Genomic DNA, 26,363 nt, shown 5'->3' on the forward strand with positions numbered 1-26,363 from the left:
CTCTCGGTTCAGGATGAGGAGGAAGAAGGTGAAGAAGAGGAAGAGGGCCGGGGCATGAACGGTCCGTGCGCATCGAGCCGGCGGCGCGCGGTTTCGAGCACTTCCAGGTCGATCGCCATCGCGCCGGCATGACGGGCTCGTGCCTCGTCCATCGCACGCGCGAGCATTGCCGGCTCCAGCCCGGTGGCCTGTGCGATGGCTGCAGCGCGCGCCGCGGCGTCGCCGAGTGCATAGCCGCGCAGCTGCCTGCGGGCGGATTCGTTCAGTGCGCGCAGCTGCGCCACGTGCAGCGCGTTGGCGCCGTGCGCATGCAGGAAGCCGGCGGTGCCACGCACCTGCTCGGCCATGGAGCGCCGGTGCGTGCCGGCCGAAGGCGCCAGCGGCCCGAAGCGCACGGCCGCGCGCCAGAGCGCGACGGCCAGCGCCAGCATGCCGACGACCAGCGCCGCCCAACCCCTTTGCCAGAGCCACAGCATGAAGGGCTCGCGCGCCTCTTCGGCGACGAACCAGATCTCGCCGCCGCCGCGCGCCTGCACCGCGGCGGCGGCGAACAGCGCGTTGTCGCCGCGCAGCAGGCTGTCGTTGTGCCACAGGCCCCAGGGCATCACGGTGACGGTGCCACGGCCGACGCCCACGCGGATCGCCTCGGTGCCGCGCGAACCGGTCGCCGTCCACAGCGCGGGCGGCTGCTTGTCGGCGGGCCGGTAGCGCGAGGGCGACCACCATGTGCAGACCCGGTAGCCGCGCCCGCCCGCGAAGCTCGCGGGTACGGTTTCGGGCTCGTTCACCATGCGGCAGTCCGCGTCCTTGGCGGACGGGTCGGGAAGGCGCGGGACGCTCGATCTCTTTTTCTTCTTCGGCTCGGGCGTTTCCTTCTTCTCTTCCGAAGCGGGCGGCTTTTCGCGGACCAGCGGAAGCCAGTCTTCGAGCTGATCGCCGCCGACGAGATAGCCCGGCACCACGAGGTGCCCGCCCTGCTCCACCCACTGGCGCAGGCGCTGGCCGCGCTCGGGGAACATGTCCCAGTGGCTGGAGCCGAGCACCAGCCGCGCCTGGGCGGGCGGCATGACGTCGAGGCTGTCGCGCTTGACCACCGTCATGCCGAGCTCGCGAAGCATCGCCTGCGCGCCGTAGAAGCGGTTCTTCTTCGCCTCGCCGCTCGCGGGCGTCGACACCTCGGTGTCGGCCCATTCGGTGGCGGTGACCAGCCAGAAGCCGGCCAGCGCCAGCACGAGCACCGAGACGATGCGGACCACCCATGCGTTCATGCGGCCGCGCCCTTCATCCTGCTGTCGTCGGGCTCGGCAGCGGCCGGCCTGGCGGGCAGGTGCAGGTCGAACTCGCCGCAAACCGCCAGCACCTGCGCGGTGGAAGGCAGCCGGCCGCCGTACGCCGCCAGTTGCCACGCATCGACCAGCCGCACGAAGAAGGCCTGCGCGTGCGGCGACAGCCGGGTGGCGGCGAGCGCCACGCACTCACCCTCGGTGCTCGCGGCGCGAACCGGCACCGCGTGCGCGTGCACCAGCCGCGACAGGGCGCCGCGATACAGCAGCGACAGCGCCGGCCGATGCTGGCCGCGCTGCCAGAGGCCGGCAGCGGCATTGCCGATGTCGTCGGGCAGGCTCTCGGGCCGTATGTCGAGGCTGCCGACGTGGCTTGGCAGCTGCGCCTTGCCGGGCCGCGCGCCGCCGGCGCGCACCCTGATCCACCGATGCAGGCGAACCGCCAGCCAGGCCAGCGCCAATGCGGCCAGCCCCCAGATCAGCCAGCGCGCGCCTTCGGCCACCGCCCGCACGAAGTCGCGCAGCCAGTCGAGGCTGTCGGTCTTCTTCCCGGGCTCTTCCTCTTCTTCGTCGCGCTCCTTGAAGCGCAGCTTCTTCTCGGTCTTGGTGCCGGGCATGTTCGGGTCGGCGCGTACCTTGTCGGCGGCGGCCCGCACCTGCTCGCGCGCCAGCACTGTCTCGGCCGCAATGGAGATCGCCGGCAGCATCAGGCTGGCAGCCCACACGGCCAACACCGTTACCGCGATGCGAAGCCTGCGGATATCAACGGAATCCACGGCGGAACTCCTGTTCGATGTCCCAGGCCTCCAGCTCCACGCGCCGGTTCAGGTACATCGCGAAGCCCGCCGCCACGTAGAACGGCTCCAGCACGCCGACGACCAGTGCGTACGCACCGGCAGTCAGCAGGCTCTGCACCATCGAATCCGACTGCGTGAGCCAGTTGAAGAGATCGCGGGAGCTGCCTTCGGGCGCGAACCAGAACAGCAGCGACAACAGGCAGATGTCGAGCGCCATCTCGACATTGGCGAACACCAGCTGCATGCCGGTGGCCGCGCCACGCCGTCCGCGCAGCAGTTGCGTGCGCCGCTTGCGCCGGGCGCTGCCGCGCTGGCCTTCGAGCTGGTCGATGGCCTGGGTGAACGAGCGCCAGGGCGAGAAGCGCCGCCACAGCAGCGTGCGCAGCAGTTGCCCGCCCCACACGGCACGGCGGTTGGCCCAGAGGTCGGACCAGCGCGTTTCCTGCCCGAACACGGCGCGCGAATGGACGAAGAGCAGACTGCGGTCCAGCCAGGGCTTGAGCCAGAAGATCAGCAGGCTGGGCAGCCAGCCGGCGATCTCCACCGTGCTGAGGGCCAGCAGCACAGTCACGATGTAGACCGGCAGGAAGGTGCGCCACACCGAGCGCGCATGGCTGCGCACCAGCTGCGCGCCCAGGTCGGCGGCCTCGGCCATGGGCCTTGGCCGCAGTGCGATGGCGAGGCCGTCAACCTGCATGCTCGTCTCCCGCCTTGGCGTCCGCGCGCGGACGTCCCTGCCATCCCAGGTAGGCCAGCACCAGCACCCAGCAGGCGCCGCCCACGCCGTACTTCACGGCCGGCGCGATCCAGCGCGCCGACGACCAGAAAGCCTCGACGGCGGCGGCGATCAGCAGCAGCCCGATGACGCCGTAGACGATCACCACCGCATGCCGCGCGGCCAGCCGCAGCGCCTCGAGCCGCGTGTGGCGCCCGGGCGCCACCCAGGAAAAACCCAGCCGCAGGCCCGCCGCGCCGGCCAGCACGATGGCGGTGAGCTCAAAGGCCGAGTGCGTGACGACGAAGGAAAGAAAGTTCTGGGCATGCCCCGCCGCGATGAGATAGCCGCCCACGGCCCCGATCTGCACGCCGTTGAACACCACCACCGCCGCGCTGCCCACGCCGGCGAAGATGCCGGCGGCGAAGCAGCGGAACCCGATGCCGATGTTGTTCATGATGTAGAAGCCGAACATCTGCCAGTCGTCGTCCGCGCTGCGCGTGCGGCCGAGCGACTCGGCACCGTCGCCATACATGGAATCGAACTCCTGCACCGAGCTGGCGTCCAGCAGGTGCAGGATGAAGCCCGGATCGCGCCAGGCCGCCCAGCCCGCCATCAGCAGCGGCAGCATGAACATCAGCGTCGACACCAGCAGGTAGGCGCGGTGCGCGTGCACCGCCTCGGGAAAGTCGACCAGCGCCAGCCGCGCGAAGCGCGCGAGGCCGTAGTCGTGGCGGCGGTAGATCAGCCGGTGCGCGCTCTGCGTGAGGCCTTCGAGGCGCTGCGTGAGATGTATCGGATAGGCGCGCGCCTGCGCCAGCGCGAGGTGCTCGCACACGCGGCGGTACAGCGTGGCGAGCCGGGCGCCGTCGAACTTGCGCCTGGTCTCGGCCGTGCGGATGACGGCTTCGAGCTCGGCCCACAGGGGCGCATAGGCGGCTTCGAAATCGAGCGGCGTCATCGACCGCCTCCTTGGCTCGCCGCACGCGCATCGCCGCCGTTGCGCCGGCCCAGCACCCACTGCGCCACGCCGAGCAGGCGCTGCGAGGCCGAAGCGCCGGTGGTGTCGGGGCCGAGCACCGGCTCCGCAATGCGCGCGAGTTCGTCGAAGCGCTCGGGCGTGAGGCGCGTGGCGCGCCCGGCCCACGAGACGATGGCCATCTGCTCGCGCGCCGACAGCGGCCGCGCGGGCGCCTGTGGCTCGGCCACGGGCAGGCTGCCGTGCAGGCTCACCTGGTCGCTGAACACCACCAGCGTGCCGGCGGCGAGGTCGCCCAGGCGCTTGCTGTCGTGCCGCCACAGCATCGACACAATGCCCGCGCCGTAGAAGGAAGGCACGAAGTCGGCCGCGCGCAGCAGGTTGCGCGTGAGCGCGGCGGCGGGCGTGACGGGCAGGCCCGAGTCCATCACCACGCGCAGGCCCATCACGCGCTTGCCGGGCGTGGCCGCGGCGCGCGTGAGCTCGAAGACCACCGGGTAGAACCACTCGAGGCAGAAGTAGGCGATGAGCAGGACACCGACGCCCATCTTCCCCAGCATGCCGACGCCGATGGAGATGGCGACGAAGATGCCGAGCCGGATCGCGAAGTCGATGAGGTAGGCCAGCCCACGCGCGACCAGCCCGGCCGGGCGCAGCGAGAGCGCGATGCCTTCCGGGGTCTCGGCGGTGTAGAGCGTGTCGAGGCGCACTGGCGTCGCGCCCGGCTCAGGCTTGCAGCACGACGGTGTCGGCGATCTGGTCGTGCAGGCAGCGGCGCGACGCGCGGAAGATGAACAGGCAGTCGATCAGCACGTAGATCGGCCCGAGCAGCGGCCAGATGCTGGTGAAGAACATCGGGCCGTCGCGCAGCGCGAGGATGCGGCCGATCTGCGCCTGCGAGCCGTCGGGCCGCGCGATGCGGATCTTGAAAAGCGCCTTGCCGATGGTCTGGCCGCGGGTGGCCAGCAGGTAGCCGTGCAACACGAGATAGAGGACGACGCCGGAGGCCGCGCTGGAGATGCGGGGCTCCCACATGCCGAGGCCGTCGTCTTCCCAGAGATTGATGGGCGTGAACTTCGCGAGGAGCCAGATCGCCACGATGGAGATGCCCGCGTCGAGCATCGCAGCCAGGAAGCGCGTGCCGCGCGATGCCAGTTCGCCCGACTGGCCCCCGCCCGGCTGCACCACGTCTTCCACATGGGATTGCGGAGGCGCGTAGCGCGCGTCCTGCGACTGGTCTTCCATGCCCGTCCCTCTCCGAAACGAATGAATTTTCGGAAGATTCTAGGGCGGTTCGATGCCCGCTCCGGCCGACCGGCTAAGCCGGCGGGCGCGCGGCGAGCGTGGCTTGCAGGCGCCGCAGGTCGTCGAGCAGCAGGTTCAGCGGCGCGGCCAGAAGCGCGTGCGATGCACCGTCCTGCGACGAAGCCTGTGCTGCGCAGCGAGCCAGTTCGACCAGGTCGGGCGGCACGGACTTGCCCTCGAGCGCGTCGGCCATGCCGGCAATGGCCGCGCCGGCCGCCTGCGCTGCTTCGGCCTGCGTGCCGGGCGCCAGGCGAAACACACGGTCGAGCACCGTGGCGTCCTGGAAGATGCGCGCCGCCAGCCGGGCCTTGTTGCGATAGCCGCCGCTCGTGCTGCCCCGGCGCCACCATCGGGCTTCCAGGTCGGCGCTGCCGGCCAGCACACTCAGGCGGCCCAGCGCGGCGCGCGTACCGGCCTGGATGCGCTCGATCTCTCCGGCATCGGTGGGCCGCCGCGAAGCGGACATGCGCTTTGCGATGCCACGCAGCAGCGCCGCACAGCCCTCGTCGAAACGCGCACCCGCGTGGTACTCCGACATCACCGTCGAGACCACCAGCGCCACGCCCACGCCGATGCCGATCTGCACCATGCGCAGCAGCGCCACCTGCAGCGGCGAATGGCCGGGAATGCCGCCGGCAGACAGGATGATGAGCGCCGCCACCGGCGCGCTGCGCATGCCCGGCACCGAGGCGCTGGCGAAAGCGAGCAGTACGACGAGGGCCAGCGTGGTCGCGATCGGCTGTGCGCCGTGATGCTGCAGCCAGACGCCCGCCATGCCGACCAGCGCGCCAGCCGCGGTGCCGCGCACGCGGTCCCAGCCGGCGTCCAGCGTGGAACCGGCGCTCGGGCGCATGACGATCAGCACGCTCATCACGGCCCAGAAGCTCTCGGGCAGATGCAGMCCGGTGGCGACGCACCAGGCGATGGCCACCGCCGCCGCAAGCTGCGCCCCGGGGCGCCAGCGGCCGTTGCGCCAGGGGTCGGCGAGGCGTTGCAGCGCGCGCGTGCCGTTCATGGCTTGGGGAGTCTCGCGCCGCCGTCGAGCGCGGCCGAAATGCTGTCGATCAGCCCGCAGGCTTCTAGCAGCAACGCGCGCTGGTCTTCATCGAGCGTGGCGCCGATCGCCTCGGCCAGCGCCGCCTCGCGCGTGCGCATGAGCGCCTTCAGCCGGCGCATGCCCTCGGCGGTGAGCGACAGCAGCCACTGGCGACCGTCGGCCGGATGCGGCGCGCGGCCGATCCAGCCCTCGGCTTCCAGCTCGGCCAGCAGCCGGGTCAGCGACTGGAGCTTGACGCGCTCGAACCCCGCCAGCGCCGTGGGCGTGCGCGGCCCGTGCAGGTGGAGCTGGCCCAGCACGCTGAGCTTGGCCACGCTCGGGCCCTCCGGCGTGGCACTGCCGCTGCGCAGCTGGCGGGAGAGCAGCGATACCGAGCTGCGAAGGCGAGAGGCGCACTGCGCCGTATCCGGGATGGTGGAAGCCATGCCCAGATTGTAAGACGCATCTTGGTATCTGGCGCTTCCGGCGTCAGCCCCGGTTGGGCGATGAAGTCACAGGGTAGGTGACGGCTGGCGCCGAATCGGAGCCCGGTGCAGCGGCGGGCGCAGGCACGGGCGCCGGGGCCGGTGATACGACCGGGGTTTCCTCGGGCCTGGTCGCCGCTTCGTCCTCGGCTTCCGGCCCTTCCAGGAAGCGATCGAGCAACGCGAAGAAGCGGTCGTAGAAGCGCTCGTCGGTCAGCGTCTCGCTGGCCACCTTCACCATCGCGTCGTCGCTGCTCGCGAACGGCAGCGAGAGCGAGCCGATCGCGCCCACGCCGAGGCTCGCCGAGTTGTTCACCTTCTTGAGTCCGTAGCGGTCCTGCAGCGCGGTAGCGAAGGCGACGGTGTTCCTGCTCGCCTTGCCGCTGCGTGTGCTTTCGCGCGCGCAGACCACGCGGAACTCGACCTCCACATGCACCTCGGCGGCCGGCTGGAAGCTCTTGCGCCCGGTCACGAGGTCGGCGTTGGCGGCCGTGATCATGTAGCCCTGGCTCAGCAGCGCACGGCGCGCGGCCTCGCAGGTCTGGGCTTCGGTGGCTTCGTAGTCGCGGGTATGGGTGTTGGTGGAACCGAAGGCCTCGGGCTCGTAGCTGACCTGGCGGGAGGCGCTGCCGCAACCGGCGAGCAACAGAGCGGCGGACAACAGGCCCGCGGCGAAAACCGGCATACGGACCGGGGCTGGGACGGCGAACAGGGAATTGAAGTGCATGGACGGCATGAAGCGGCGAATGCTAACCGGCGGCCTTGCCGGCAAGCCTTCGAGCGCGCCCGTGCAAGCGCGTTCCCGCCGCGATGCCGAAATTTTCAGGACCAGGGCAGCACATGGTGCGCGCGCACCCGCGTCGCCGTGACCAGCCGCGCGTTCGGCGCGTCGGTGCTCGCCACCCAGGCACGCGCTTCTTCGGCGCTGCGGCCGAACTGCTGGTGGCGCCGAACCAGCCGCTCCTCGCGCACCGCGTCGTCGATGTCCACGTACCAGACCTCGTCGAGCATCGCCGCCGCGCCGGCCCACGGACCGACGTCGTGCAGCAGGTAGTTGCCCTCGGTGATGACGAGCCGCGTCGACGGCAGCACCGCAATCGCACCGGCGATCGGCTCCTCGATCTCGCGGCGGAACTCGGGCGCGTACACGATGCCGCCATCGGGCCGCTGCTCGCGCAGCCGCTGCAGCAGCGCGACATAGCCGGCGCTGTCGAAGGTGTCGGGCGCGCCCTTGCGGCCGGCACGGCCGAGCCGTTGCAGCTCGACGTTGGCAAGGTGGAAGCCATCCATCGGAACGACCTGGGCACGCTCCGCGCCCACCGCCTGCAAGAGCGCCGCCGCGAGCGTCGACTTGCCCGCGCCGGGCGCGCCGACGAGCCCCAGCAGCCGTCGCTGCCCGCTGGCCATCAGGGCCTGCAGGCGGGCGGCGCTTTCGGGGGGAAGTGCTGGAAGCGGGGGAAGGTTCTGCGCGGGGGTGGTGGTCATCCCCCGAGCGTAGCTCTTCCTTCGGTCAAAAAAGCATCAGGGATACAGGCCGCGTTCCTGGCGGGCCATCAGGATGCGCTCGCAGGCCACCGCGTACGTTGCCGTGCGCAGTGGAATCTTGTGCTTGTCGGCCGTGTCCCAGATGTGGTTGAGCGCGTTCATCATGATGCGGTCGAGGCGCACGTTGATCTCGTCCTCGTCCCAGAAGAAGGACGAGAAGTCCTGCACCCATTCGAAGTAGCTGACCGTCACACCGCCGGCGTTGCAGATCACGTCGGGCACCACCAGCACGCCGCGCTCGGCGAGGATGTCGTCGGCCTGCGGCACGGTGGGGCCGTTGGCGCCTTCGAGCACCAGCCGGGCGGTGGTCTTCTGCGCGCGCTCGGCGGTGAGCTGGCCTTCGAGGGCGGCCGGAATGAGGATGTCGCAGGGCGTATTCCAGAAGTCCTCGTTCGGCACGATGTCGCCGCCAGCCTTGAAGCCGATGACGCCATCGGTGCGCGAGATGGGCACGAGCTTGGCGAGGTCGAGGCCGTTGCTGTTGACGATGGTGCCGGTGTGGTCCTGCACGGCGACGATCTTGGCGCCGGCCTCGGCAAAGAGTTCGGCAGCGACGGAGCCCACGTTGCCGAAGCCCTGCACGGCGATGCGCGCGCCGCGCAGGTCCATGCCGAGGCGGCGCGCGGCTTCGCGGCCGGTGACGAACACGCCGCGGCCGGTGGCCTTCACGCGGCCCAGCGAGCCGCCCAGGTGCAGGGGCTTGCCGGTGACGACGCCGGTGGCGGTGCCGCCGACGTTCATCGAGTAGGTGTCCATCATCCACGCCATGATCTGCGCGTTGGTGTTGACGTCGGGCGCGGGGATGTCGGTGTGCGGGCCGATGATGATGCCGATCTCGCTGGTGTAGCGGCGAGTGACTTTCTCGAGCTCCTGCAGCGAGAGTTTCTTCGGGTCGACGCGGATGCCGCCCTTGGCGCCGCCGTACGGCAGGTTGACGGCGGCCGTCTTGATGGTCATCCAGGCCGACAGGGCCATCACTTCTTCGAGCGTGACGTCGGGGTGGAAGCGCACGCCGCCCTTGCCCGGGCCGCGGCTCATGTTGTGCTGCACGCGGTAGCCCTCGAAGTGGGCGATGGTGCCGTCGTCCATTTCGATGGGCACGTCGACGATGAGCGCGCGCTTGGGGCGCTTGAGGGTTTCGACCCAGCGGGCCAGCGGGCCGAGGTACGGCACGACGCGATCGACCTGCGAGAGATATGTGCCCCACGGGCTGTTGGCTGTAGGACTGACGAAGGAGAGTTGTTCGCTCATAGGAGTTCCCTTGCTTGGTTTGTTAGGGTGGCCGCAACGATAGACCTCCGCCGCGCGTTGCGCCATGGCTTATGCGCGCCGCGGAGGCGGTTATGCACGAGAGGTTGGTAGGTGCGCGAAGCCGGCATTGCGCCGATGCAATCGCGGCGTGCACCAGCCAGCCCGCCACGCGCGCGGCGGTGGAGGCCGAGGCCATCGAGGCCATCGAGGCGATGGGGGCGGGATCGACCCCGTCGGGCGAGAGATAGGCGTGTACCTCATGGCCACAGATGACAGAAACGTCATCGACAGGTTATCGACCCCACAGGTCCGCTTCCTAGACTCGGATTCACCAGCAATCAACCGACGTCACACATCAAGGAGCAACGAATGAGCAAGCAAGCATCCGCCAGCCGATCGATCGGCACCGCCGCCCTCGCCGCCCTGCTGGGCACCGTCGCCGCGCCGAGCTTCGCCGGCAACTACGCCGAGGGCGATCCGCGTCCCGTGCCGCTGGTTTCGTCGACCACGCGTGCTGCCGTGACCGCCGACGCAATGCAGTGGCTGAAGACCGCGCCCACGCAGGGCTACAGCAGCAGCTACGAACAGCAGGCGGTGGCGGTCTCGGCCAATTCACGCGCCGCCGTGGCGGCCGATACGCGGCTGTGGATCCGCTCGGGCCTGGCGGCTCAGCAGAACGGCGAGGCCGGCGCCGACACGATGAGGCCCGGCTACCGCGAGGCCGCCGCCGAATACACAAGGCTGCGCGCGAGCCCCGCCTACAGCGCGCTGGTCGACCAGTTGAAGAACCAGCAGGCCGCCGCCCAGTCGCAGACCCAGCTTCGCTGACCGAGGGAGCGCGCCGACCGCCCCTTGCGCTGCCCGGGGTCGAGTGAGGGTAGGCTGCCGGCAGCTCCTTGGTTCTATCTCCTATGACCTGATGTCATAGGCCGCATCTTTTGCCACGAATCGATGCCCGAGCCGGATAATCCTCCGATGCTCGACCTGGACCGCATCGATCTCCGCCTGCTGAAGATTCTTCAGGAAGACGGCCGCATCACCAACCTCAAACTGGCCGAGGCGGTGTCACTCTCGCCCACGGCAGTGCTCGCGCGGGTGCAGCGGCTCACGCGCGACGGCTTCATCCAGGGCTACGAGGCGCGGCTCGATCCGCACAAGCTGGGCCGCGGCTTCACCGTGTTCGTCGAGGTGCTGCTGGACCGCACCACGCCCAACGTGTTCGACCAGTTCAAGGCGGCCGTGCAGGTGCGCGACGAGATCATGGAATGCCACATGGTCGCCGGCGGCTTCGACTACCTGCTCAAGACCCGCATGGCCGACATGGCCGCCTACCGCGAGTTCGCGGGCACGGTGCTGTGGCAGTTGCCCGGCGTGCGCGAGACGCGGACCTACGCGGTGATGGAAGAAGTGAAGAGCAGCGCGCGGCTGCCGCTGGGGGTGTGAGGCGCGCCCGTCAGGCCGGCCTGGCGTAGTTGCGGCCGCCGAAGATCGCGGTGCCCACGCGAACCATCGTGCTGCCTGCGCTGATGGCGGCTTCGAGATCGCCGCTCATGCCCAGCGAGAGCGTGTCCAGCGCGATACCCGCGTCGCGGATCGACTGGTACACCGCATGCGCGCGCAGGCACAGCTCGCGTTGCGCTTCGAAGCCGGTCGCCGGCTCGGGAATCGCCATCAGCCCGCGCAGCCGAAGTTGTGGCAAAGCCGCCACAGCACGCGCCAGCGCCAGCGCCTCTTCGGGAGGCACGCCGGACTTGTTCGCTCCGCCGTCCACATTAACCTGAAGGCATACATCCAGCGGTGGCAGGTGCGCCGGCCGCTGGGCCGAAAGACGCTCGGCGATCTTCAGCCTGTCGATGCTGTGGACCCAGTCGAAGTGCTCGGCCACCGGCCGCGTCTTGTTGCTCTGCAGGGGCCCGATGCAGTGCCATTCGAGGGAGGAACGCAGGTCGGCCAGCGCCTCGATCTTGTCCAGCCCTTCCTGCACGTAGTTCTCGCCGAAGGCCGACTGGCCCGCCGCGTGCGCCTCGCGCACCGCATCGGGGCCGAAGGTCTTGGACACCGCCAGCAGCCGCACCTCACCCGGGTCGCGGCCGGCCGTTACACATGCCTTTGCGATCCGGCTGTTTACTTGCTGGAGGTCGTCGCCAATCATCGTCATAATCGTCCAAAATCGTATCAAAACGTCACGAAACCCGAGCCGAGGAGCCCCGTGGACATCACCCAACTGCTGGCGTTCAGCGTCAAGAACAAAGCCTCCGACCTGCATCTTTCCGCGGGCCTGCCGCCCATGATCCGCGTCAACGGCGACGTGCGCCGCATCAACGTCGACGCGCTCGATCACAAGGGCGTGCACGCCATGGTGTACGACATCATGAGCGACACGCACCGCAAGCACTACGAAGAGTTCCTGGAGGTCGACTTCTCCTTCGAGATCGACGGCCTCGCGCGCTTCCGCGTGAATGCCTTCAACCAGGCGCGCGGCGCGGCCGCGGTGTTCCGGACCATTCCCTCGAAGATCCTCACGCTCGAGCAGCTCAACGCGCCGAAGATTTTCGGCGAACTGGCGCTCAAGCCGCGCGGGCTGGTGCTGGTGACGGGCCCCACAGGCTCGGGCAAGTCGACCACGCTGGCGGCGATGATCAACTACCTCAACGAGAACGAGTACGGCCACATCCTCACGGTGGAAGACCCGATCGAATTCGTGCACGAGTCGAAGAAGTGCCTGATCAACCAGCGCGAGGTGGGGCCGATGACGCTGTCGTTCTCGAACGCCCTGCGCTCCGCCCTGCGCGAAGACCCCGACGCCATCCTGGTGGGCGAGCTTCGCGACCTTGAAACCATCCGCCTGGCCATGACCGCCGCCGAAACGGGACACCTGGTGTTCGGCACGCTGCACACCTCGTCGGCCGCCAAGACCATCGACCGGATCATCGACGTGTTCCCGGGCGAGGAAAAGGAAATGATCCGCGCCATGCTCTCGGAGTCGCTGCAGGCCGTGATCTCGCAGACGCTGTGCAAGACCAAGGACGGCCAGGGCCGCGTGGCGGCGCACGAAATCATGCTGGGCACCCCGGCCATCCGCAACCTGATCCGCGAGGCCAAGGTGGCACAGATGTACTCCACCATCCAGACAGGCCAGGGCTCGGGCATGCAGACGCTGGACCAGAACCTGACGGAACTGGTGCGCCGCAATACCATCTCGGCAGCGGAAGCCCGCAGCAAGGCCAAGATCCCAGAGAATTTTCCCGGCTGATCCACAGCCCTTCGGAGCACCGACATCATGGAACGCGATCAAGCCAGCCAGTTCATCAACGACCTGCTCAAGCTCATGGTGAGCCGCAACGGCAGCGACCTGTTCATCACGGCCGACTTTCCGCCCGCCATCAAGGTCGACGGCAAGGTCACCAAGGTCTCGCAGCAGGCACTGGGCGCGCCGCACACGCTGGCGCTGACGCGCTCGATCATGAACGACCGCCAGACGGCCGAGTTCGAGCGCACCAAGGAATGCAACTTCGCGATCTCGCCGACCGGCATCGGCCGCTTCCGCGTGAACGCCTTCGTGCAGCAGGGCAAGGTCGGCATGGTGCTGCGGACCATTCCCGCGAAGCTGCCGACCATCGACGGCCTGGGCATGCCGCAGATCCTGAAAGACGTGTCGATGACCAAGCGCGGCCTCACCATCCTGGTGGGTGCCACGGGCTCGGGCAAGTCGACCACGCTGGCGGCCATGATCGACTGGCGCAACGAGAACTCCTACGGCCACATCGTGACGGTGGAAGACCCGGTCGAATTCGTGCACCCGCACAAGAACTGCGTGGTGACGCAGCGCGAAGTGGGCATCGACACCGACAGCTGGGAAGCCGCGCTGAAGAACACGCTGCGCCAGGCGCCCGACGTGATCCTGATGGGCGAAATCCGCGACCGCGAGACCATGGAGCACGCCGTGGCCTTCGCCGAAACAGGCCACCTCTGCATGGCCACGCTGCACGCCAACAGCGCCAACCAGGCGCTGGACCGGATCATCAACTTCTTCCCCGAAGAGCGCCGGGCGCAGCTGCTGATGGACCTGTCGCTGAACCTTCGCTCGCTGGTCTCGCAGCGCCTGGTGCCGACCGAGGACGGCCTGGGCCGCGTGGCCGCGGTGGAAGTGCTGCTGAACACACCGCTGATTTCCGACCTGATCTTCAAGGGCGAAGTAGGCGAGATCAAGGAGATCATGCGCAAGAGCCGCAACCTGGGCATGCAGACCTTCGACCAGGCGCTGTTCGACCTGTTCGAAAGCCACTCGATCAGCTTCGAGGACGCCATCCGCAACGCCGACTCGGCCAACGACCTGCGGCTGCAGATCAAGCTCAACAGCCAGCGTGCGCGCAGCACCGACCTGGCGGCGGGCACGGAGCACTTCGCGATCGTCTGAGGGAGCGGGAGGCCGGCTTGCCCCGCATCGCGCCGCGGTGGAATGGCCTTAAGCTGTGGCCCCATGAGCAGCATCAACACCCGCACCTACGAATCCGTCCCCGCGCAGACAGTGGCCTTCCTCGGCCTCGGCGTCATGGGCGGCCCGATGGCCGGCCACCTGGCCAAGGCTGGCCACAGCGTCACGGTCTACAACCGCACCGCCGCCAAGGCGCAGGCCTGGGCCGACGAGTTCGGCCCGCCCGGCCGCCATGCCGCCACCCCGCGCGAAGCGGCTGCCGGCGCCGACATCGTGTTCTGCTGCGTCGGCAACGACGACGACCTGCGCTCGGTGGTGCTGGGCGACGATGGTGCCTTCGCCGGCATGAAGAAGGGCGCGGTGCTGGTCGACCACACGACCGCCTCCGCCGATGTGGCGCGCGAACTCTCGAAGGCAGCGCAGGCGCTGGGCCTGCACTTCATCGACGCGCCCGTCTCGGGCGGCCAGGCCGGCGCGCAGAACGGCGCGCTCACGGTGATGTGCGGCGGCGACGCGGCGGTCTTCGAGCGGATCAAGCCGGTGGCCATGGCGTTCTCGCGCGCGGTCACGCTGCTCGGCGAGAGCGGCGCCGGCCAGCTCGCGAAGATGGTGAACCAGATCGCCATCGCGGGCCTGGTGCAGGGCCTGTCCGAAGCCATCGCCTTCGGCCAGCGCGCCGGGCTCGACATGGAAGCCGTGCTGGGCGTCATCAGCAAGGGCGCAGCGCAAAGCTGGCAGATGGAAAACCGCGGCAAGACCATGATCGAAGGCAAGTTCGACTACGGCTTCGCCGTCGACTGGATGCGCAAGGACCTGGGCCTCGTGCTCGACGAAGCCAAGCGCAATGGCGCACGCGTGCCCGTGACGGCACTGGTCGACCAGTTCTATGCCGACGTGCAGCAGGCCGGCGGCCGGCGCTGGGACACCTCGAGCCTCATCACCCGGCTCAAGTGACCGCCTGAACAAAGCAAAAAGCCCGCGATGCGGGCTTTTTCATCGACCGGGGGCGGTGCTGCTTTCTCAGCGCACCGGCGAAGTCGTCACCCCGTTCGAAGACGGCGTGGACGACGATCCCGCCGGGGGCAGCGGCTCCATCGGCGGCAGCGGCACGCGCGAGCCGGAAGACGACGAAGGCGCGGACGGCGTAGCCGAAGTCACTGGCGCCGGCCCCGTGCCGCCGCGCTGCGCCGCGGCCTGGCTGGCGGCCAGGTCGGCCTCGCTCACGACCTCGACCATGCGCACCACCTTGACCACGCCCGACACGCCGCGCGCGATCTCGGTCGCGCGGTCGGTCTCGCGCCGCGTGGCGATGCCCATCAGGTAGACCACGCCGCGCTCGGTCACCACCTTGAAGGAGTTCGCGAAGATGTCCTTGGCGTCGAGCAGCGAGGCCTTCACCTTGCCGGTGATGTAGAGGTCGTTCGAACGGTCCTGGAAGGTGCTGGAGGAGCCGACGGTCAGCTCGTTGACCACCGAGCGCACGTTCGCGATGCGTCCCACTTCTTCCTCGACGCGGCGGCGGTCTGCATCACTGCCGACGGCGCCGGTCAGCAGCACCTGGCGGTTGTAGCTGGTGACGCTCACGTACATCTGGTCGTTGGCGATGTCGCGCACGCGGGCCGCGGCGCGCAGTTCGATGCCCTGGTCATCGAGCTGCGCGCCCGAGCTGCGGCGGTCGGTGGCCACCATGCCCACGCCCACCACGGCCGCGCCCCCCACGACGAGTGGCACGCAGGCGGAGAGGCCGGCAACCATTGCAGCGCCCAGTGTCAGGGCGAGGGCGAAACGTTGGGTCGATGTCGTCGTCATGGTCGTCAAGGTCATGAGGAAGCTTCCTGTTCTCCGAGTAACTGGGCATCCACACCGTCGCATAGGCAATGCAGCGCGAGCTGGTGGATTTCGTGGATGCGCGCCGCACGCTCGTGCGGCACGCTGATCTGGACGTCGGTCTCGCGCAGCGCGCGGCCGATGGCGCCGCCGGCCCCCGATGCCGCATTGCCAAGCAGCGCGACCACGGTCATGTCACGCTCGTGCGCCGCAGTCACTGCCGCCAGCACCGAGGCCGACTGGCCGCTGATGCTCAGCGCGAGCAGCACGTCGCCGGCCTGGCCGAGGGCACGTACCTGACGGGCGAAGCGGTCTGCATCCGCTGCCTCAGCGCTGTCGGCGGCAGGATCGGTGGCATCGCCGGGCAGCGCAATGGCGCCGAGCTCGGGCCGCTCGCGTTCGAAGCGGCCCACGAACTGCGCGGCGAACTGCGCCGCCAGCAGCCCGGAAACACCGGCGCCACAGGCGAGCACCTTGCCGCCGCTGGTCACGCAGGCCAGCAAGGCCTGCATCGCTTGGGAGATGGGTTTGCTGAGTACCGGCCCGGTCTGGTACTTGAGGTCGGCACTGTCGATGAAGTGCTGCTGAATCCGTTGCTCGAGCATGGGGCGGGATGATAACTGGGGGCTGTGAAACAAGACGTTCGAGTGTGGAGCCTGCATTGCGGCTTCAGTTCCCTCGGACGGCGCATCAGCCGGCATCGAAGGCCGCCTGCAGCCAGGTGATCCTGTCTTCCACCAGCACCACGTCGAAGCGGCACGGCGGCACCGTGCGCAGCCGGCTCAGGTAGTGCTGCGCGGCGAACACGATGCGCCGCTGCTTCAGCCCCGTGATGCTGCCGCCCGCGCCGCCATGCGTGCCGGTGCTGCGATGGCGCACCTCCACGAACACCAGCGTGCCTGTGGGCGAGGGGCGCGGATCGCGCATGACGAGGTCGATCTCGCCGCCGCCGCGCCCGGGCGTCCGATAATTGCGGGCGAGCAGCACGAGGCCGGCGTCCCGCAGGTGGTCGAGCGCGGCGTCTTCCGCCGCATCGCCCCGATGCTTCGTTGTGGTTTTGGTCTTCATGGCCCTCCCTGGCCGGCTCTCGAGAGTCTTCTTTTTCCTGCTTGCTGCCTGTTCGTTCCCACGGAGAAACCTCTTGGCTTCACTCGCTCCCGCCTCTTTCGGCGCAGCCCTCGCGGCCGCTCATGATGCCGCGGGTGCGCAGCATTATCCCCAGGGCACGCTCTACGTCGTCGCCACGCCCATCGGCAACCTGGCGGACATCACGCTGCGCGCCCTGCACGTGCTGCAGCTGGTCGATGCCATCGCCTGCGAGGACACGCGCCACACGCAGAGCATGCTGCGCGCCTACGGCATCGACAGGCCCGGCTCCCAGCTGCTGGCGGTGCACCAGCACAACGAGGCCGAGGCGGGGCAGGCGGTCGTTGCGCGGCTCGCGCAGGGCGAGCGCATCGCCTACGTCAGCGACGCCGGCACGCCCGGCGTGAGCGACCCCGGCGCGCGGCTTGCGGCCGCGGCGCGCGCCGCCGGACAACGCGTGCTGCCGCTGCCGGGCGCCAGCAGCGTGACCACGCTGATCGGCGCGGCGGGGCTGGTGGCCGAGGGCGGCCACGACGGCAACGCCAGCAGCGCTTTCGTCTTCGCGGGCTTCCTGCCGAGCAAGGCCGGCGAGCGCGATGCGGCCGTGAAGGCGCTGTCGCAGGAACCGCGCGCGGTCGTGCTGCTGGAGGCGCCACACCGCATCGAAAACCTCGCGCGCGCGCTGGCCACGCTGGGCGAGCGCCGCGTCACCGTGGGCCGAGAGCTCACCAAGCAGTTCGAGGAAATCGCCACCGTCGCCGCAAGTGCCCTGCCCGACTGGTTCGCCGCCGATCGCGATCGCACGCGCGGCGAGTTCGCCCTGGTGCTGCACCCCGTGGCCGTGAGCGGCGACGGCGGGGCGGAGGGCGAGCGAGTTCTTCGCCTGCTGCTGGCCGAGTTGCCTGTGAAGACCGCGGTGAAGCTCGCTGCGGAGATCAGCGGCGCACCACGCAATGCGCTGTACGACGCAGCCTTGCGCGTCCGCAATGGCGTCGAAGACGCCTAGCTAGCCATCCAACTCAGCGTAGCGCCTGAAGATGCCGTCTTCATTGAATGCGATACGACGCGGGCTCTGAAGGTAGTCATGCACGCGCTGGCGGCGCCGCACATTGGCATGCAGCCTCTCGACCGCGGGCGTGGCAGCCAGCGCACGGGCCGTCGCCTTCGGAAAGGCATATCGCAGGCCGTCCACGAGCTGGAACAGCGACAGATCAGCATAGGTCAGCGTGTCGCCCACCAGATGCTGCGTACCTGCTGGATTGCGCTGCAGCACCCGCTCGAACCAGTCGAGGAACTTCGGAATGCGCTCTTCGCGAAAGGCCCGTGCGCGCAGCATCGCCGCATCGCGCTGCTCGTCGTAATAGGCTCCTACCGAAATCGGATGGTGCGTGTCATGCGCCTCCGCCACCGCGTCGGCAATCGTGAGCTGGATCTGGTGCGTCCACAGCCCGTCGGACTCGCCCACACCCGAAAGACCAAGCCGCGGCCCGAGATACAGCAGGATCGCGGCCGTCTGCCCAACCACGATGTCGCCATCGACGAGGAACGGCGGCGCGAAGGCAGGGCGCGCGGCTTCCGGGTCATCCAGCCGCTCACCCAGAGCGGATCCGCCACCGCCCTCGCCCTCGGGCAAGCGCGCCACGTCGACATAGTCCGCGCCAGCCGCTTCGAGCGCGAGCCGGACGAATTCACCTCGGCCCTGGATGGTGGGCCAGTAATGGAGTTGGTAGGGCATACGGAGATGGTGGCATGGGTGTAGCGATTTGCGAAGTCTCAGGCGGCACGAAAAAAATGAGCCTACGGCGCACGCGTAACAGGCGGCAAGAGCACGCAGAACGCATCTTCAATGTCTTGGGCGGATGGCGATGCACCATCCGACCTCATTTCGAAGGTCTTTATCTTTTTTCTATTGGTCACGAAGTTCATCATTCTCGGGCCATTTTTTCTGGAATACACCATGATTCCATCCAACCCCTCGTCAACTTCTCTTTCGGCATCCCTGAAAGACTTCAGAAAGCGATTCAGCTGTTGAAGAGATACTCGATTCTTTTCCAAAAAAGCTCTCTTGACCAGATCATCGGTTATTCCAGCAGGACGTTTTTTCATGTAGAGCGTCGACCCCCATTCACGCCAATGGACACCACACTCCGCATCGACCCTTCTTGATTCCACGAATTCCTTGATCACCTTATTGACAATCTCTCGATGCGGACTCTCATCCAAGTTGACCCAAACGACAAGTCTATCGTCTCTATAACCGGCAAAGGATCTCAAGGAAAATCCATAGAGAAGAAAAGCAGCAAGAAACGAAATAAATAGTTTATTTAAAGAAAAACAAGACATCGACCACCCTTTCAAGAAATATCTTCACTCAAGCTTCCACTCTTCTTTCCGGCAGCATCCGGGGGAATGCCCAAGATCAGATTCAACGGCACAATACTCGCTTCGTCCAAACCTGGATCGGCTAGATCCTTCTTCGCCTGTTCGTAGTAAGAAATGGGGACGAAATACTTCAAATAACTCGAGCTCCCGCCTCTCTTGATTTCCATTTTTCCGTTTTTATTCCTCACCTTCACTGGGGTTCGCAACTCTCTGGCAAAAACAGAAAATCTGATCCGGTTGCGCTGGTTGCCTCCAAGAAGAATCAAATCCTCATCGCCGCTTTTCGCATAAACAAACCCGACGTGCCGACCATGGCCCTGTTTCGAAGTGACCATAGCGATGGCTCCGTATATTGGCCTCTCCAATTCGACGAACAGCGGGTTTCTGACTTTAGGTAGCGTCTTCTCCGATTTTTCTCTTGGTCCGTCGACTTCATAGAACCCATGCGCACGGGCTTTCGCCACCTTGCGATTGGGAAAACCAGCGTTTTCGATTGGATATTTCGCCTTCATCAGGCACCAGTTCACAAAGGCGGCGCACCACGCATTGCTGTTGCCGTACATGGCCTTGAGTCCGTCATCTACCTCGACGTGGTAATTGATCTTGTCTTGGAGCGTGAGCTCGAGTTCTCCCTGCCTGAGCTTCGCTTCCCCAACGGCAATGGGCATCCAGGGAACACGCCCTGGCACCGGATTGATCAACGCCAGAACCTTTCCCGTCCCCTCCTTCGATCGCGCCGAATCCGATGACCTGATTCCGGAAGGAATGGGCGGCGGTGGAGGAGAAACCGCCTTTCGCGTCGATGGCACTGCCGGCACTATCGGTGCCTCCGAGGTCGGTGGCGTGGCGGCAGCTGCGGCAGGAGGAGCAGTCGAAGGTTTGTGATCTGGCTTGGTCTTGCCGCTCCCCGCAATCAACAGCACCTCACCCGGATAGATCCTGTCGTGCCCCCGCCCATTGGCCTCCTTGATGGCTTCCACGCTGGTGCGATACAGCTGCGCGATCTTCCAGAGACTGTCRCCCGGCTGCACGACATAGCTCATGGGCYTCCTCTGCCCATGGGTCGAACTGTTGATCTTTTCCGAGCCGGCGACGCCCTTCCACCTCCTGAATTTCGCGAGGAGGTTGAAATCCTTTCCGACTTCGCCCTGGATGGTTCCGACCGTCACGGCCTTCCTGCTCTTCGGATCCGTCACCTTGACGTGCACGGCCGAGTTGTCGGCGGGGTGAATCACGGGMGGGAATCGCCCTGCGGCATCGGACTTGACGGCTTCCTCCCTGTSGCCTCTTTGCAGAATGATCTCCGTGCCAGGCAAGGGCTGGCTGCCATCGGTCGCGTTGATCCTGCTCACGGCAACCCAGGTTTCCTTYCGCGTGTCGGCGTCGGCGTGATAGCCCTCGATCTCCGCGATGCTGTTCATGATCTTTTCGAGTTCGGCATCGGTGCACTCGCCGATCTTTCTGGTCGCCGGAATGCCGCTGGTCTTGAGCAAGTCGCTCGTGTATTTCTCCGTGTTGTTTTCCTTCTTGGGGGCGTAGCCGGGAACGGCCTCGGGAATCGTCTTGCCGCCATGCTTTCGCTTGAGGTTGGCTTTCAACTCTGCTCGCCCCGCGTCTTCATCCGGAAAGATCAGAAAGGTCCTGCCCGATCTGGTCGTGGCAAATCCGATGTAGCCCTGTGCCTTCCTCGGCGCGGGCACGCCATCAACCATCCKGGCGGTCAGGTCGCCGGGRTTGTTGATGCGCCATGGCAGSGTTCCGCCCGAGCGCAGCAGGTGACGGCCGTCTTCGCAGATGAATTCGGCGACTTCGATGTTGGGGTGGTAGGTTGCGGATATCAGTCTGGACATGCGGGTGTTTTCCTTGCTCAAGCCAAGCCGTTCAGGTGGGCTTCGATGGCGTACTCGGAAAGAAAGTGGCCGGGGTCGAAAGCGCCCGCACGGGCGCAGCTTCATTCGGTAGAAGCTGTGCCGTGCATCCTCTCCGATCAGGCCGAAGGACGCGACGACACCGCCCAGGTAGCGCGTGCCGCCGCTCTCGGTCTTCATCGCCACGGTGGCGGTCTTGCCGAGCAGCGCCTTCGGGTCGATGCCGTTGCTGCTGCCGAGCAGTTCCACCTCGAAGTCGTGGAGCTGGCTCAGCGCCTCGCGCCCGCTCAGCCGATGGAATTGCAGCGCTTCCCCCAAGGGGGTCTGAATGCAAACCCGGCGCGTCATCGCATCGCCGCACACGCAACGGCGCACGGCGCCGGGCGAACATGCCGGCGCGTGCCATCGAAGATGGACATGGATCCTCCCTGAAATCAATACCGCTCTGATCGGCGGCGTGTTTCGTCGGAGTATCCAAGCGCGTGGCGTCTTTCATTCGACGCCGCCGAATGCTTCAACGGATTCGTGAACGAATGCGCGCAGCAGCGTTGGGGCCTCTGTCTGCGCTGAAGTGCCGGTGTCGAATGTTCACAGGCTGATGAGCCGGTCGCAGCCATTCAGCGCGTTCACGCTACCTTCACAAGCGGTCGAGATACCGCCTCAGCATCGAGTTGAACTGCTGTGGCGCCTCGAGCGCAGGCAGATGCGCAGTGCCCCGAAGTACGAAGCTTTCGGCCCCGGGTATGCGCTGCGCCAGCACGCTGCATCGCTCCTGCAGGAGCGGCAGGTCGAGATCGCCCCACAGCACGAGCGTAGGCGCCCGGATAGCCTCTACGCGCTCCCATGCTGAAGGCTCCTCCGTTGCCACGCCAGGGTTGGCGGCTCGCAAAGCCTTGCCGTTCATCGACAGGAAGAGCTGGCGCGCATCGCCTCCTACTCGCCCCGCCGGGCTCGAGGGGCCGTCCAGCCACAGGTGCGCCCGAAGCTCGTTCTTCGCATCCAGATCACCCAGCGCCTCGGCAGCGCTGATCGCATCCATGATCGATTTCACCGGCTCGCCATGCTGCGGGGCGGGCGCGCCACTCACGCCCGGTGCAACAACAACGAGCCCGCTCACCCGGTCGGGCCGGGCCAACGTCGCATCGATGGCAACACGGCCACCTAGTGAGCAGCCGACCAGCACAGCCTTGTCGTAGCCCAACGAATCCATCACCGCCCAAAGATCGGCCACATTGGAATGAGGCGCTGGTTGCAGCGTGCGCGAATCGCCGAAGCCCCGCCGGTCGTAGCTCGCCACCCGGTGCGCCGACGTCAGCGCGCTCCATTGACCGTGCCACATGCGGCGGTCCGCAACGTTGGCGTGCAGAAAAAGAACAGGCATGCCGGTGGCGCCATCGTCTGCCTGGTGCTCGACCGCAAGCGACGCGCCGGGCACTTCAATCCATTCCAGTTTGCTCATGCTCGCGACGATAGTGATCCAGGGCTGTGCTGACCAGCGAACGAGGCTGCCTTCAGCCTGCGGCGGTCAGCGTGATGAATGATCAATAAAGCGGTGATCCTTGGTGTCGGATTTTTCTGGATTTCGATCGCATCTTCGGCAGCAGCGACTCCACTCGACAGATTCATCGCGGATCGAGAGTTCTGCGCGTACATGGTGTCACTACCCGAGAACGAGTCGGAGGCGTTCCTGGCCCGATACCAAGCCGCAATGCGTGCCGCAATTTCTTTTGTCAGTGGAGCGAAGAAAACGAAGACGCAGACGCAGGCAATATTTGAAATCAGGGCCAAGTGCGATGCGGCCTTGAATTCAATGCTTCATTACAAATAGAGCTGGCCAGGAATTTCACTGAGCTGGGCCGGCCTCTTTTTCAAGAGCCGTCTACCAGTTTTCGGGTATGGCGCAATTGGTGGCGGCTTGACACACTTGGAAACGCCTCGTGCAGGTTCCGATGTTCAAGCAAATCACACACATGTCCGCGCCTCTGCTGTCCCATAGCTCTTTCAATCAGCGCCGGTGCTTTTTGCCCATGCCGGCGGATAGCGTGCAGTCCTTGTGGAGTTCTCGCTCCGCCCGCCTGAGCCGGGCCGCGCTGGGCGGCCTGATGATCGTCGGCGTGGCCGCCTGCGGTGGGGGTGGAAACAGCGGCGGCTTTGTCGCAGCTTTCCCGATGGCAACCACAGCCCCGGCACCCGCTCCGGCTCCTGCCGCATTGCCGGAAACACCGGCACCCGCACCCACAGGACCCGCGCCAACCTACAAGGTGAGCGGCAAAGTCAGGGGCTTGCTTGGCACGGGCCTTGTGCTGCAGAACAACGTTGGCGACGACCTGACCATCGCAGCCGACGGCAGCTTCAGCTTCACCACCGAACTCGCCAGCGGCGCGGGTTACGCGGTCACGGTCAAGAGCCAATCCAGAATCCTGACCAGAACCTGCACCGTCAGCAATGGCACTGGCACGGTCGCGGATGCGGCTGTCGTCAATGTGGACGTGGCTTGTGCCGCACCCGCCGCGCGCTTCGCCTATGCGACGAATGCAGGGTCCAACAACCTGTTTCCCTATACCGTCGACACCAGCACTGGCGTGTTGGGATCGATGGCCGCGCCCATGTCGGGGACAGGGAGCACCCCAATGGCCATCACCGTGGATCCCGCTGGCCGCTTCGCCTATGTGGCGAACCGAGGTGACAACACCGTGTCGGCCTATTCCATTGGCGCAGGCACCGGCTTCCTGGCTCCGGTCGCAACGATTGCCACAGCGTCTGCGCCCCTGGCCATCGTGGCGGACCCCACGGGCCGCTTTGTCTACGTGGTGAATCAGGGTATCGACAAGGTGTCGGGCTACATCATCGATGCCAGCACCGGCAACTTGACCCCGATGGCTGTGCCGCAGGTGGCAGTGGGGTTCATTCCCAGCTCCATTGCCTTGGACTCCTTGGGCCGTTTTGCCTACGTGACGAATCGAGGCAACAACACCGTGTCGGCCTTTTCCATCGATGAAAGCTCCGGCGCCTTGAGCCCGCTGGCAGTGCCGACGGTGACCACAGGGACCAGCCCCAGTGCAATTGCCCTGGATCCCTTGGGCCGGTTTGCGTACGTGACGAACTCGGACGACAACACCGTGTCGGCCTATTCCATCGATGCAGGCTCCGGCCTCCTGACCCCGATGGCAACGGTCGCCACGGGGGTGACTCCCCGCTCCGTCGCGGTGGACCCCACCGGCCGTTTTGCCTATGTGGCGAATACGATCGAAAACAACGTGTCGGCCTACAACATCGATACCAGCACCGGCGCCTTGACGCCAATGGTCGTTCCGAAGGTGGCCGCACGGGTTTCCCCCGTCGCCATCGCCCTGGACCCCACGGGCCGCTTTGCCTACGTCACGAACTCCAATTCCAAGGATGTATCTGCCTACACCATCGATGCAAACACAGGAGCCTTGACTCCCATGTCCGTGCCGACGGTGGCGACCGGGGGGATCGGCGCATCGTCTCTGGCTTTGTCTCGATAGAACCTCCAGACAGACTGTCTCGTCGCGGGAGCGTCTGCCGCTGCCGACTTATCCGCCGGTGCAGCACGTCGGTCGGTGCAAAGGTCAAGATCGACACTCCCTGCCCGAAGCCCCGAGTGTCGTCACCATGCATCCGGGCACTCTGGTGGCCGGTTTTCCTCCGGCACTTCGCCTGCCTTGCATTCCCAGGTCATCCCGGTGGCTTCAATTGTGGGATTGAGAAAGAAGGTTCTGGTAGGCGAGGGGGCCCATCCCATCAGACAATCTTCAAGGCTCCGCTTTCGGGGTTCACACGAATGCTCTCGACAGGGTCGGGCAAGGGCGCATCGAACTGCGCCGCCGTCAAGCTGGACGGGAACTCCTTGTGTTTCGCGAAGTAGCTCTCGACTGTCTTCGCGGCAACTAGTCCAAAGGCAATTCCAATCGTCGCGTCCGAACGTGACTCCGATACGGTGGGGCGCTTCACCTCGGGCTCGAATGCTGCATTGAGCAGCTTCGAGCCGATCTTTGAGGCAGACGAGATGGCGCAAAAGATGACGATCCAGCGTAGCCACTTCCAGCGGGGGCGGCCGGTCGATGATGCTTCGGACATGCTCCAACCTCCTTGTAGATCGCCTCGGTCAATGATGGCGATGACGATCGTTTTTTTTGCTTGCGGGCGATGGTAGCTGGCACTGAAGACCAGCAACTCAGACGGCCGATAGCGACGCAATCTGCGCCCAAACGTCAGAGCTTTGTGTCCCGCCACAGCGCCCCGGCAGATATCCCGCCGATTCGAGAAATCCTCGACGAAATCTTTTCTCTTGCGCGGCTTCGCTTCTCTAAAGTGAATGCCCCTGTCGCAAGACGCGCCTCCTTGTGGGCGACGACCACCGATCGTGAAAGGAGCTCCCCCAACAGCTGACCCACTGACCTGATGAACCGCCTACCTCACGGCGGGTTGCCGGTGCTCCTCGGCGCACTGGTGCGAACGTGAGGCACAAAAGGCGACGGCCAGGGCGCGCAAACACCCTGACCGTCTGACCACATGACGTGCATTACCTTGGAAGGAGAGCACACCAAATGGCTACCCGAATTATGGCCGGGCGTCCCACGCCCAAATCTTCCCGCCGCAGCAGCAACAGCACCACGCGCGGCACCACCACCAAGCCCACGGCGCCTACCCCGACGCCCGACGAGGCAAGGGAACTACTCGAAATCAAACTGGCGCAGCTGAACTCGCTGCTGTGGTGCTGTTATGGCGACGGCAATGGGTGGTTCGAGGAGGCGGGGGAGAAGCATCGGGATCACATGCTCTGGATTGCCGCCGATCTGGCTCGGGAGGCGGAGATGTTGTTGGAGGTGAGTAGGGGGGATAGGGGAGGGCAGGCCGGGATCGGCTGACAGCCAGGCATCCCACAAAAGCGGGATGCGCTAGAACTTTCCTCTCCGCTAATGTCGGGCTGAGGAGGGTTCCTATGCCGATCCCAAACTTGTTCTACGGGCACCAAGATGCCCTGATGAGAGGCGCATCGCCCACAACGTTGGCTGTGGGCGATTCCTGGTTCTGGTATCCGTTCGACAACCTGCTCGGCGAGATCGCCGGGAGCCGACCGCTGCAGTCGATCGTCGTGGCGGGCTACAACGGCTCCGAGGCGTCGGAATGGAAGGGCAAGTACGCCGACTCCATCAAGACCACCTTCGACATGTACGCGAGAGGCCCTCTCGTGAAGGCGCTCCTGCTTAGCGGTGGCGGGAACGACATCGTGAATCGCCCCGGGATTCGCGGAGGCTGTTTGGTTTAAGTCAGGCCACCACCTCGGTGTTCTGACTGGCGAGTTGCCGGTAGTAGTTTGCCTCGGCTTCTGCTGGCGGGATATA

Annotated in this window: 30 protein-coding genes; 9 read left to right on the forward strand and 21 right to left on the reverse strand. The window is 66.4% G+C overall.

Features of this window, described 5'->3' with window-relative positions:
- Positions 1-8 precede the first annotated feature (8 nt).
- The 11 genes from QMO14_RS14570 to QMO14_RS14620 form a co-directional block, all read right to left on the reverse strand.
- On the reverse strand, positions 9-1,268 hold the full coding sequence (locus QMO14_RS14570; protein WP_301507920.1) for a DUF4350 domain-containing protein: 1,260 nt from the start codon (positions 1,266-1,268) through the stop codon (positions 9-11).
- Entirely contained in the window at positions 1,265-2,059 is a 795-nt protein-coding gene (locus tag QMO14_RS14575) for a DUF4129 domain-containing protein (RefSeq protein WP_301507921.1), read from the reverse strand. The genes QMO14_RS14570 and QMO14_RS14575 overlap by 4 nt, the downstream gene beginning before the upstream one ends.
- Positions 2,046-2,777 carry a hypothetical protein gene (locus tag QMO14_RS14580; protein WP_301507922.1) on the reverse strand — a complete coding sequence of 244 codons (732 nt, stop codon included), beginning with the start codon at positions 2,775-2,777 and terminating at the stop codon, positions 2,046-2,048. The genes QMO14_RS14575 and QMO14_RS14580 overlap by 14 nt, the downstream gene beginning before the upstream one ends.
- Positions 2,767-3,756 carry a stage II sporulation protein M gene (locus tag QMO14_RS14585; RefSeq protein WP_301507923.1) on the reverse strand — a complete coding sequence of 330 codons (990 nt, stop codon included), beginning with the start codon at positions 3,754-3,756 and terminating at the stop codon, positions 2,767-2,769. Before QMO14_RS14585 ends, QMO14_RS14580 begins: the two co-directional genes overlap by 11 nt.
- Positions 3,753-4,484: an RDD family protein gene (locus QMO14_RS14590; protein ID WP_301507924.1), complete on the reverse strand. Its 732-nt coding sequence runs from the start codon at positions 4,482-4,484 to the stop codon at positions 3,753-3,755. The genes QMO14_RS14585 and QMO14_RS14590 overlap by 4 nt, the downstream gene beginning before the upstream one ends.
- Positions 4,485-4,500: 16 nt before the next feature.
- Entirely contained in the window at positions 4,501-5,019 is a 519-nt protein-coding gene (locus QMO14_RS14595; RefSeq protein ID WP_301507925.1) for an RDD family protein, read from the reverse strand.
- Positions 5,020-5,092: 73 nt separating this feature from the next.
- Entirely contained in the window at positions 5,093-6,094 is a 1,002-nt protein-coding gene (locus QMO14_RS14600; protein ID WP_301507926.1) for an aromatic acid exporter family protein, read from the reverse strand.
- Positions 6,091-6,561, reverse strand: coding sequence for a MarR family winged helix-turn-helix transcriptional regulator (locus QMO14_RS14605; protein ID WP_301507927.1), 471 nt, complete (start codon positions 6,559-6,561; stop codon positions 6,091-6,093). The genes QMO14_RS14600 and QMO14_RS14605 overlap by 4 nt, the downstream gene beginning before the upstream one ends.
- Before the next feature lie 43 nt (positions 6,562-6,604).
- The gene (locus QMO14_RS14610) at positions 6,605-7,336 is read right to left on the reverse strand and encodes a DUF2242 domain-containing protein (RefSeq protein WP_301507928.1); all 732 of its coding nucleotides are present in this window, start codon (positions 7,334-7,336) and stop codon (positions 6,605-6,607) included.
- Between the two features lie 86 nt (positions 7,337-7,422).
- Positions 7,423-8,085, reverse strand: a complete 663-nt coding sequence (locus tag QMO14_RS14615) for a nucleoside/nucleotide kinase family protein (RefSeq protein ID WP_301507929.1) — start codon at positions 8,083-8,085, stop codon at positions 7,423-7,425.
- A gap of 36 nt (positions 8,086-8,121) precedes the next feature.
- Positions 8,122-9,396 carry a Glu/Leu/Phe/Val dehydrogenase gene (locus QMO14_RS14620; protein ID WP_301507930.1) on the reverse strand — a complete coding sequence of 425 codons (1,275 nt, stop codon included), beginning with the start codon at positions 9,394-9,396 and terminating at the stop codon, positions 8,122-8,124.
- A 369-nt stretch (positions 9,397-9,765) separates the two neighbouring features.
- Here QMO14_RS14620 and QMO14_RS14625 point away from each other — a divergent pair, with 369 nt between their 5' ends.
- Entirely contained in the window at positions 9,766-10,224 is a 459-nt protein-coding gene (locus QMO14_RS14625; RefSeq protein ID WP_301507931.1) for a hypothetical protein, read from the forward strand.
- Positions 10,225-10,371: 147 nt separating this feature from the next.
- Positions 10,372-10,839: an Lrp/AsnC ligand binding domain-containing protein gene (locus QMO14_RS14630; RefSeq protein WP_301507932.1), complete on the forward strand. Its 468-nt coding sequence runs from the start codon at positions 10,372-10,374 to the stop codon at positions 10,837-10,839.
- Positions 10,840-10,849: 10 nt separating this feature from the next.
- Here the strand turns inward: QMO14_RS14630 and QMO14_RS14635 are convergent, their stop codons facing one another.
- Positions 10,850-11,554: a YggS family pyridoxal phosphate-dependent enzyme gene (locus tag QMO14_RS14635; RefSeq protein WP_301507933.1), complete on the reverse strand. Its 705-nt coding sequence runs from the start codon at positions 11,552-11,554 to the stop codon at positions 10,850-10,852.
- Between the two features lie 51 nt (positions 11,555-11,605).
- On the opposite strand from QMO14_RS14635, the gene QMO14_RS14640 reads away from it, so the two are divergent.
- From QMO14_RS14640 to QMO14_RS14650, 3 genes are all read left to right on the forward strand, one after another.
- Positions 11,606-12,649: a type IV pilus twitching motility protein PilT gene (locus tag QMO14_RS14640; RefSeq protein ID WP_295986727.1), complete on the forward strand. Its 1,044-nt coding sequence runs from the start codon at positions 11,606-11,608 to the stop codon at positions 12,647-12,649.
- Between the two features lie 27 nt (positions 12,650-12,676).
- Complete coding sequence (locus QMO14_RS14645) at positions 12,677-13,813, forward strand: PilT/PilU family type 4a pilus ATPase (RefSeq protein WP_301507934.1); 1,137 nt, start codon at positions 12,677-12,679, stop codon at positions 13,811-13,813.
- A 63-nt stretch (positions 13,814-13,876) separates the two neighbouring features.
- Positions 13,877-14,785 (forward strand): NAD(P)-dependent oxidoreductase, encoded by a 909-nt coding sequence (locus tag QMO14_RS14650; RefSeq protein ID WP_301507935.1) that lies wholly within the window; start codon positions 13,877-13,879, stop codon positions 14,783-14,785.
- A 66-nt stretch (positions 14,786-14,851) separates the two neighbouring features.
- Here QMO14_RS14650 and QMO14_RS14655 read toward each other — a convergent pair whose 3' ends face one another.
- From QMO14_RS14655 to QMO14_RS14665, 3 genes are all read right to left on the reverse strand, one after another.
- Complete coding sequence (locus QMO14_RS14655; RefSeq protein ID WP_301507936.1) at positions 14,852-15,655, reverse strand: BON domain-containing protein; 804 nt, start codon at positions 15,653-15,655, stop codon at positions 14,852-14,854.
- Positions 15,652-16,263, reverse strand: a complete 612-nt coding sequence (locus QMO14_RS14660) for an SIS domain-containing protein (RefSeq protein WP_301507937.1) — start codon at positions 16,261-16,263, stop codon at positions 15,652-15,654. The genes QMO14_RS14655 and QMO14_RS14660 overlap by 4 nt, the downstream gene beginning before the upstream one ends.
- A gap of 85 nt (positions 16,264-16,348) precedes the next feature.
- A complete protein-coding gene (locus QMO14_RS14665) occupies positions 16,349-16,726 on the reverse strand; it encodes a YraN family protein (RefSeq protein ID WP_301507938.1) in 378 nt (125 codons plus the stop codon).
- Between the two features lie 73 nt (positions 16,727-16,799).
- Between QMO14_RS14665 and rsmI the strand changes: the two genes are divergently transcribed.
- Positions 16,800-17,750 (forward strand): 16S rRNA (cytidine(1402)-2'-O)-methyltransferase, encoded by a 951-nt coding sequence (gene rsmI, locus QMO14_RS14670; protein ID WP_301507939.1) that lies wholly within the window; start codon positions 16,800-16,802, stop codon positions 17,748-17,750.
- Here rsmI and QMO14_RS14675 read toward each other — a convergent pair whose 3' ends face one another.
- From QMO14_RS14675 to QMO14_RS14695, 5 genes are all read right to left on the reverse strand, one after another.
- Positions 17,751-18,479: a glutathione S-transferase gene (locus tag QMO14_RS14675; protein ID WP_301507940.1), complete on the reverse strand. Its 729-nt coding sequence runs from the start codon at positions 18,477-18,479 to the stop codon at positions 17,751-17,753.
- Positions 18,480-18,541: 62 nt separating this feature from the next.
- Complete coding sequence (locus QMO14_RS14680) at positions 18,542-19,018, reverse strand: hypothetical protein (protein WP_301507941.1); 477 nt, start codon at positions 19,016-19,018, stop codon at positions 18,542-18,544.
- A gap of 80 nt (positions 19,019-19,098) precedes the next feature.
- Positions 19,099-21,342: a contractile injection system protein, VgrG/Pvc8 family gene (locus QMO14_RS14685; protein ID WP_301507942.1), complete on the reverse strand. Its 2,244-nt coding sequence runs from the start codon at positions 21,340-21,342 to the stop codon at positions 19,099-19,101.
- Between the two features lie 289 nt (positions 21,343-21,631).
- The gene (locus QMO14_RS14690; protein ID WP_301507943.1) at positions 21,632-22,453 is read right to left on the reverse strand and encodes an alpha/beta fold hydrolase; all 822 of its coding nucleotides are present in this window, start codon (positions 22,451-22,453) and stop codon (positions 21,632-21,634) included.
- Complete coding sequence (locus QMO14_RS14695; protein WP_301507944.1) at positions 22,450-22,782, reverse strand: hypothetical protein; 333 nt, start codon at positions 22,780-22,782, stop codon at positions 22,450-22,452. The genes QMO14_RS14690 and QMO14_RS14695 overlap by 4 nt, the downstream gene beginning before the upstream one ends.
- A gap of 161 nt (positions 22,783-22,943) precedes the next feature.
- Here QMO14_RS14695 and QMO14_RS14700 point away from each other — a divergent pair, with 161 nt between their 5' ends.
- Positions 22,944-24,503: a beta-propeller fold lactonase family protein gene (locus QMO14_RS14700; RefSeq protein ID WP_301507945.1), complete on the forward strand. Its 1,560-nt coding sequence runs from the start codon at positions 22,944-22,946 to the stop codon at positions 24,501-24,503.
- Positions 24,504-24,759: 256 nt separating this feature from the next.
- On the opposite strand, the gene QMO14_RS14705 is transcribed toward QMO14_RS14700, so the two are convergent.
- On the reverse strand, positions 24,760-25,095 hold the full coding sequence (locus tag QMO14_RS14705) for a hypothetical protein (protein ID WP_301507946.1): 336 nt from the start codon (positions 25,093-25,095) through the stop codon (positions 24,760-24,762).
- A 470-nt stretch (positions 25,096-25,565) separates the two neighbouring features.
- Here QMO14_RS14705 and QMO14_RS14710 point away from each other — a divergent pair, with 470 nt between their 5' ends.
- Both QMO14_RS14710 and QMO14_RS14715 read left to right on the forward strand, forming a co-directional pair.
- A complete protein-coding gene (locus QMO14_RS14710; protein ID WP_301507947.1) occupies positions 25,566-25,886 on the forward strand; it encodes a hypothetical protein in 321 nt (106 codons plus the stop codon).
- 74 nt (positions 25,887-25,960) lie between these two features.
- Positions 25,961-26,287: a hypothetical protein gene (locus tag QMO14_RS14715; protein WP_301507948.1), complete on the forward strand. Its 327-nt coding sequence runs from the start codon at positions 25,961-25,963 to the stop codon at positions 26,285-26,287.
- Positions 26,288-26,363 lie beyond the last annotated feature (76 nt).

It is taken from the genome of Variovorax sp. CAN15 (assembly GCF_030462475.1).
In the GTDB taxonomy this organism is placed as follows: Bacteria; Pseudomonadota; Gammaproteobacteria; order Burkholderiales; family Burkholderiaceae_C; genus Variovorax.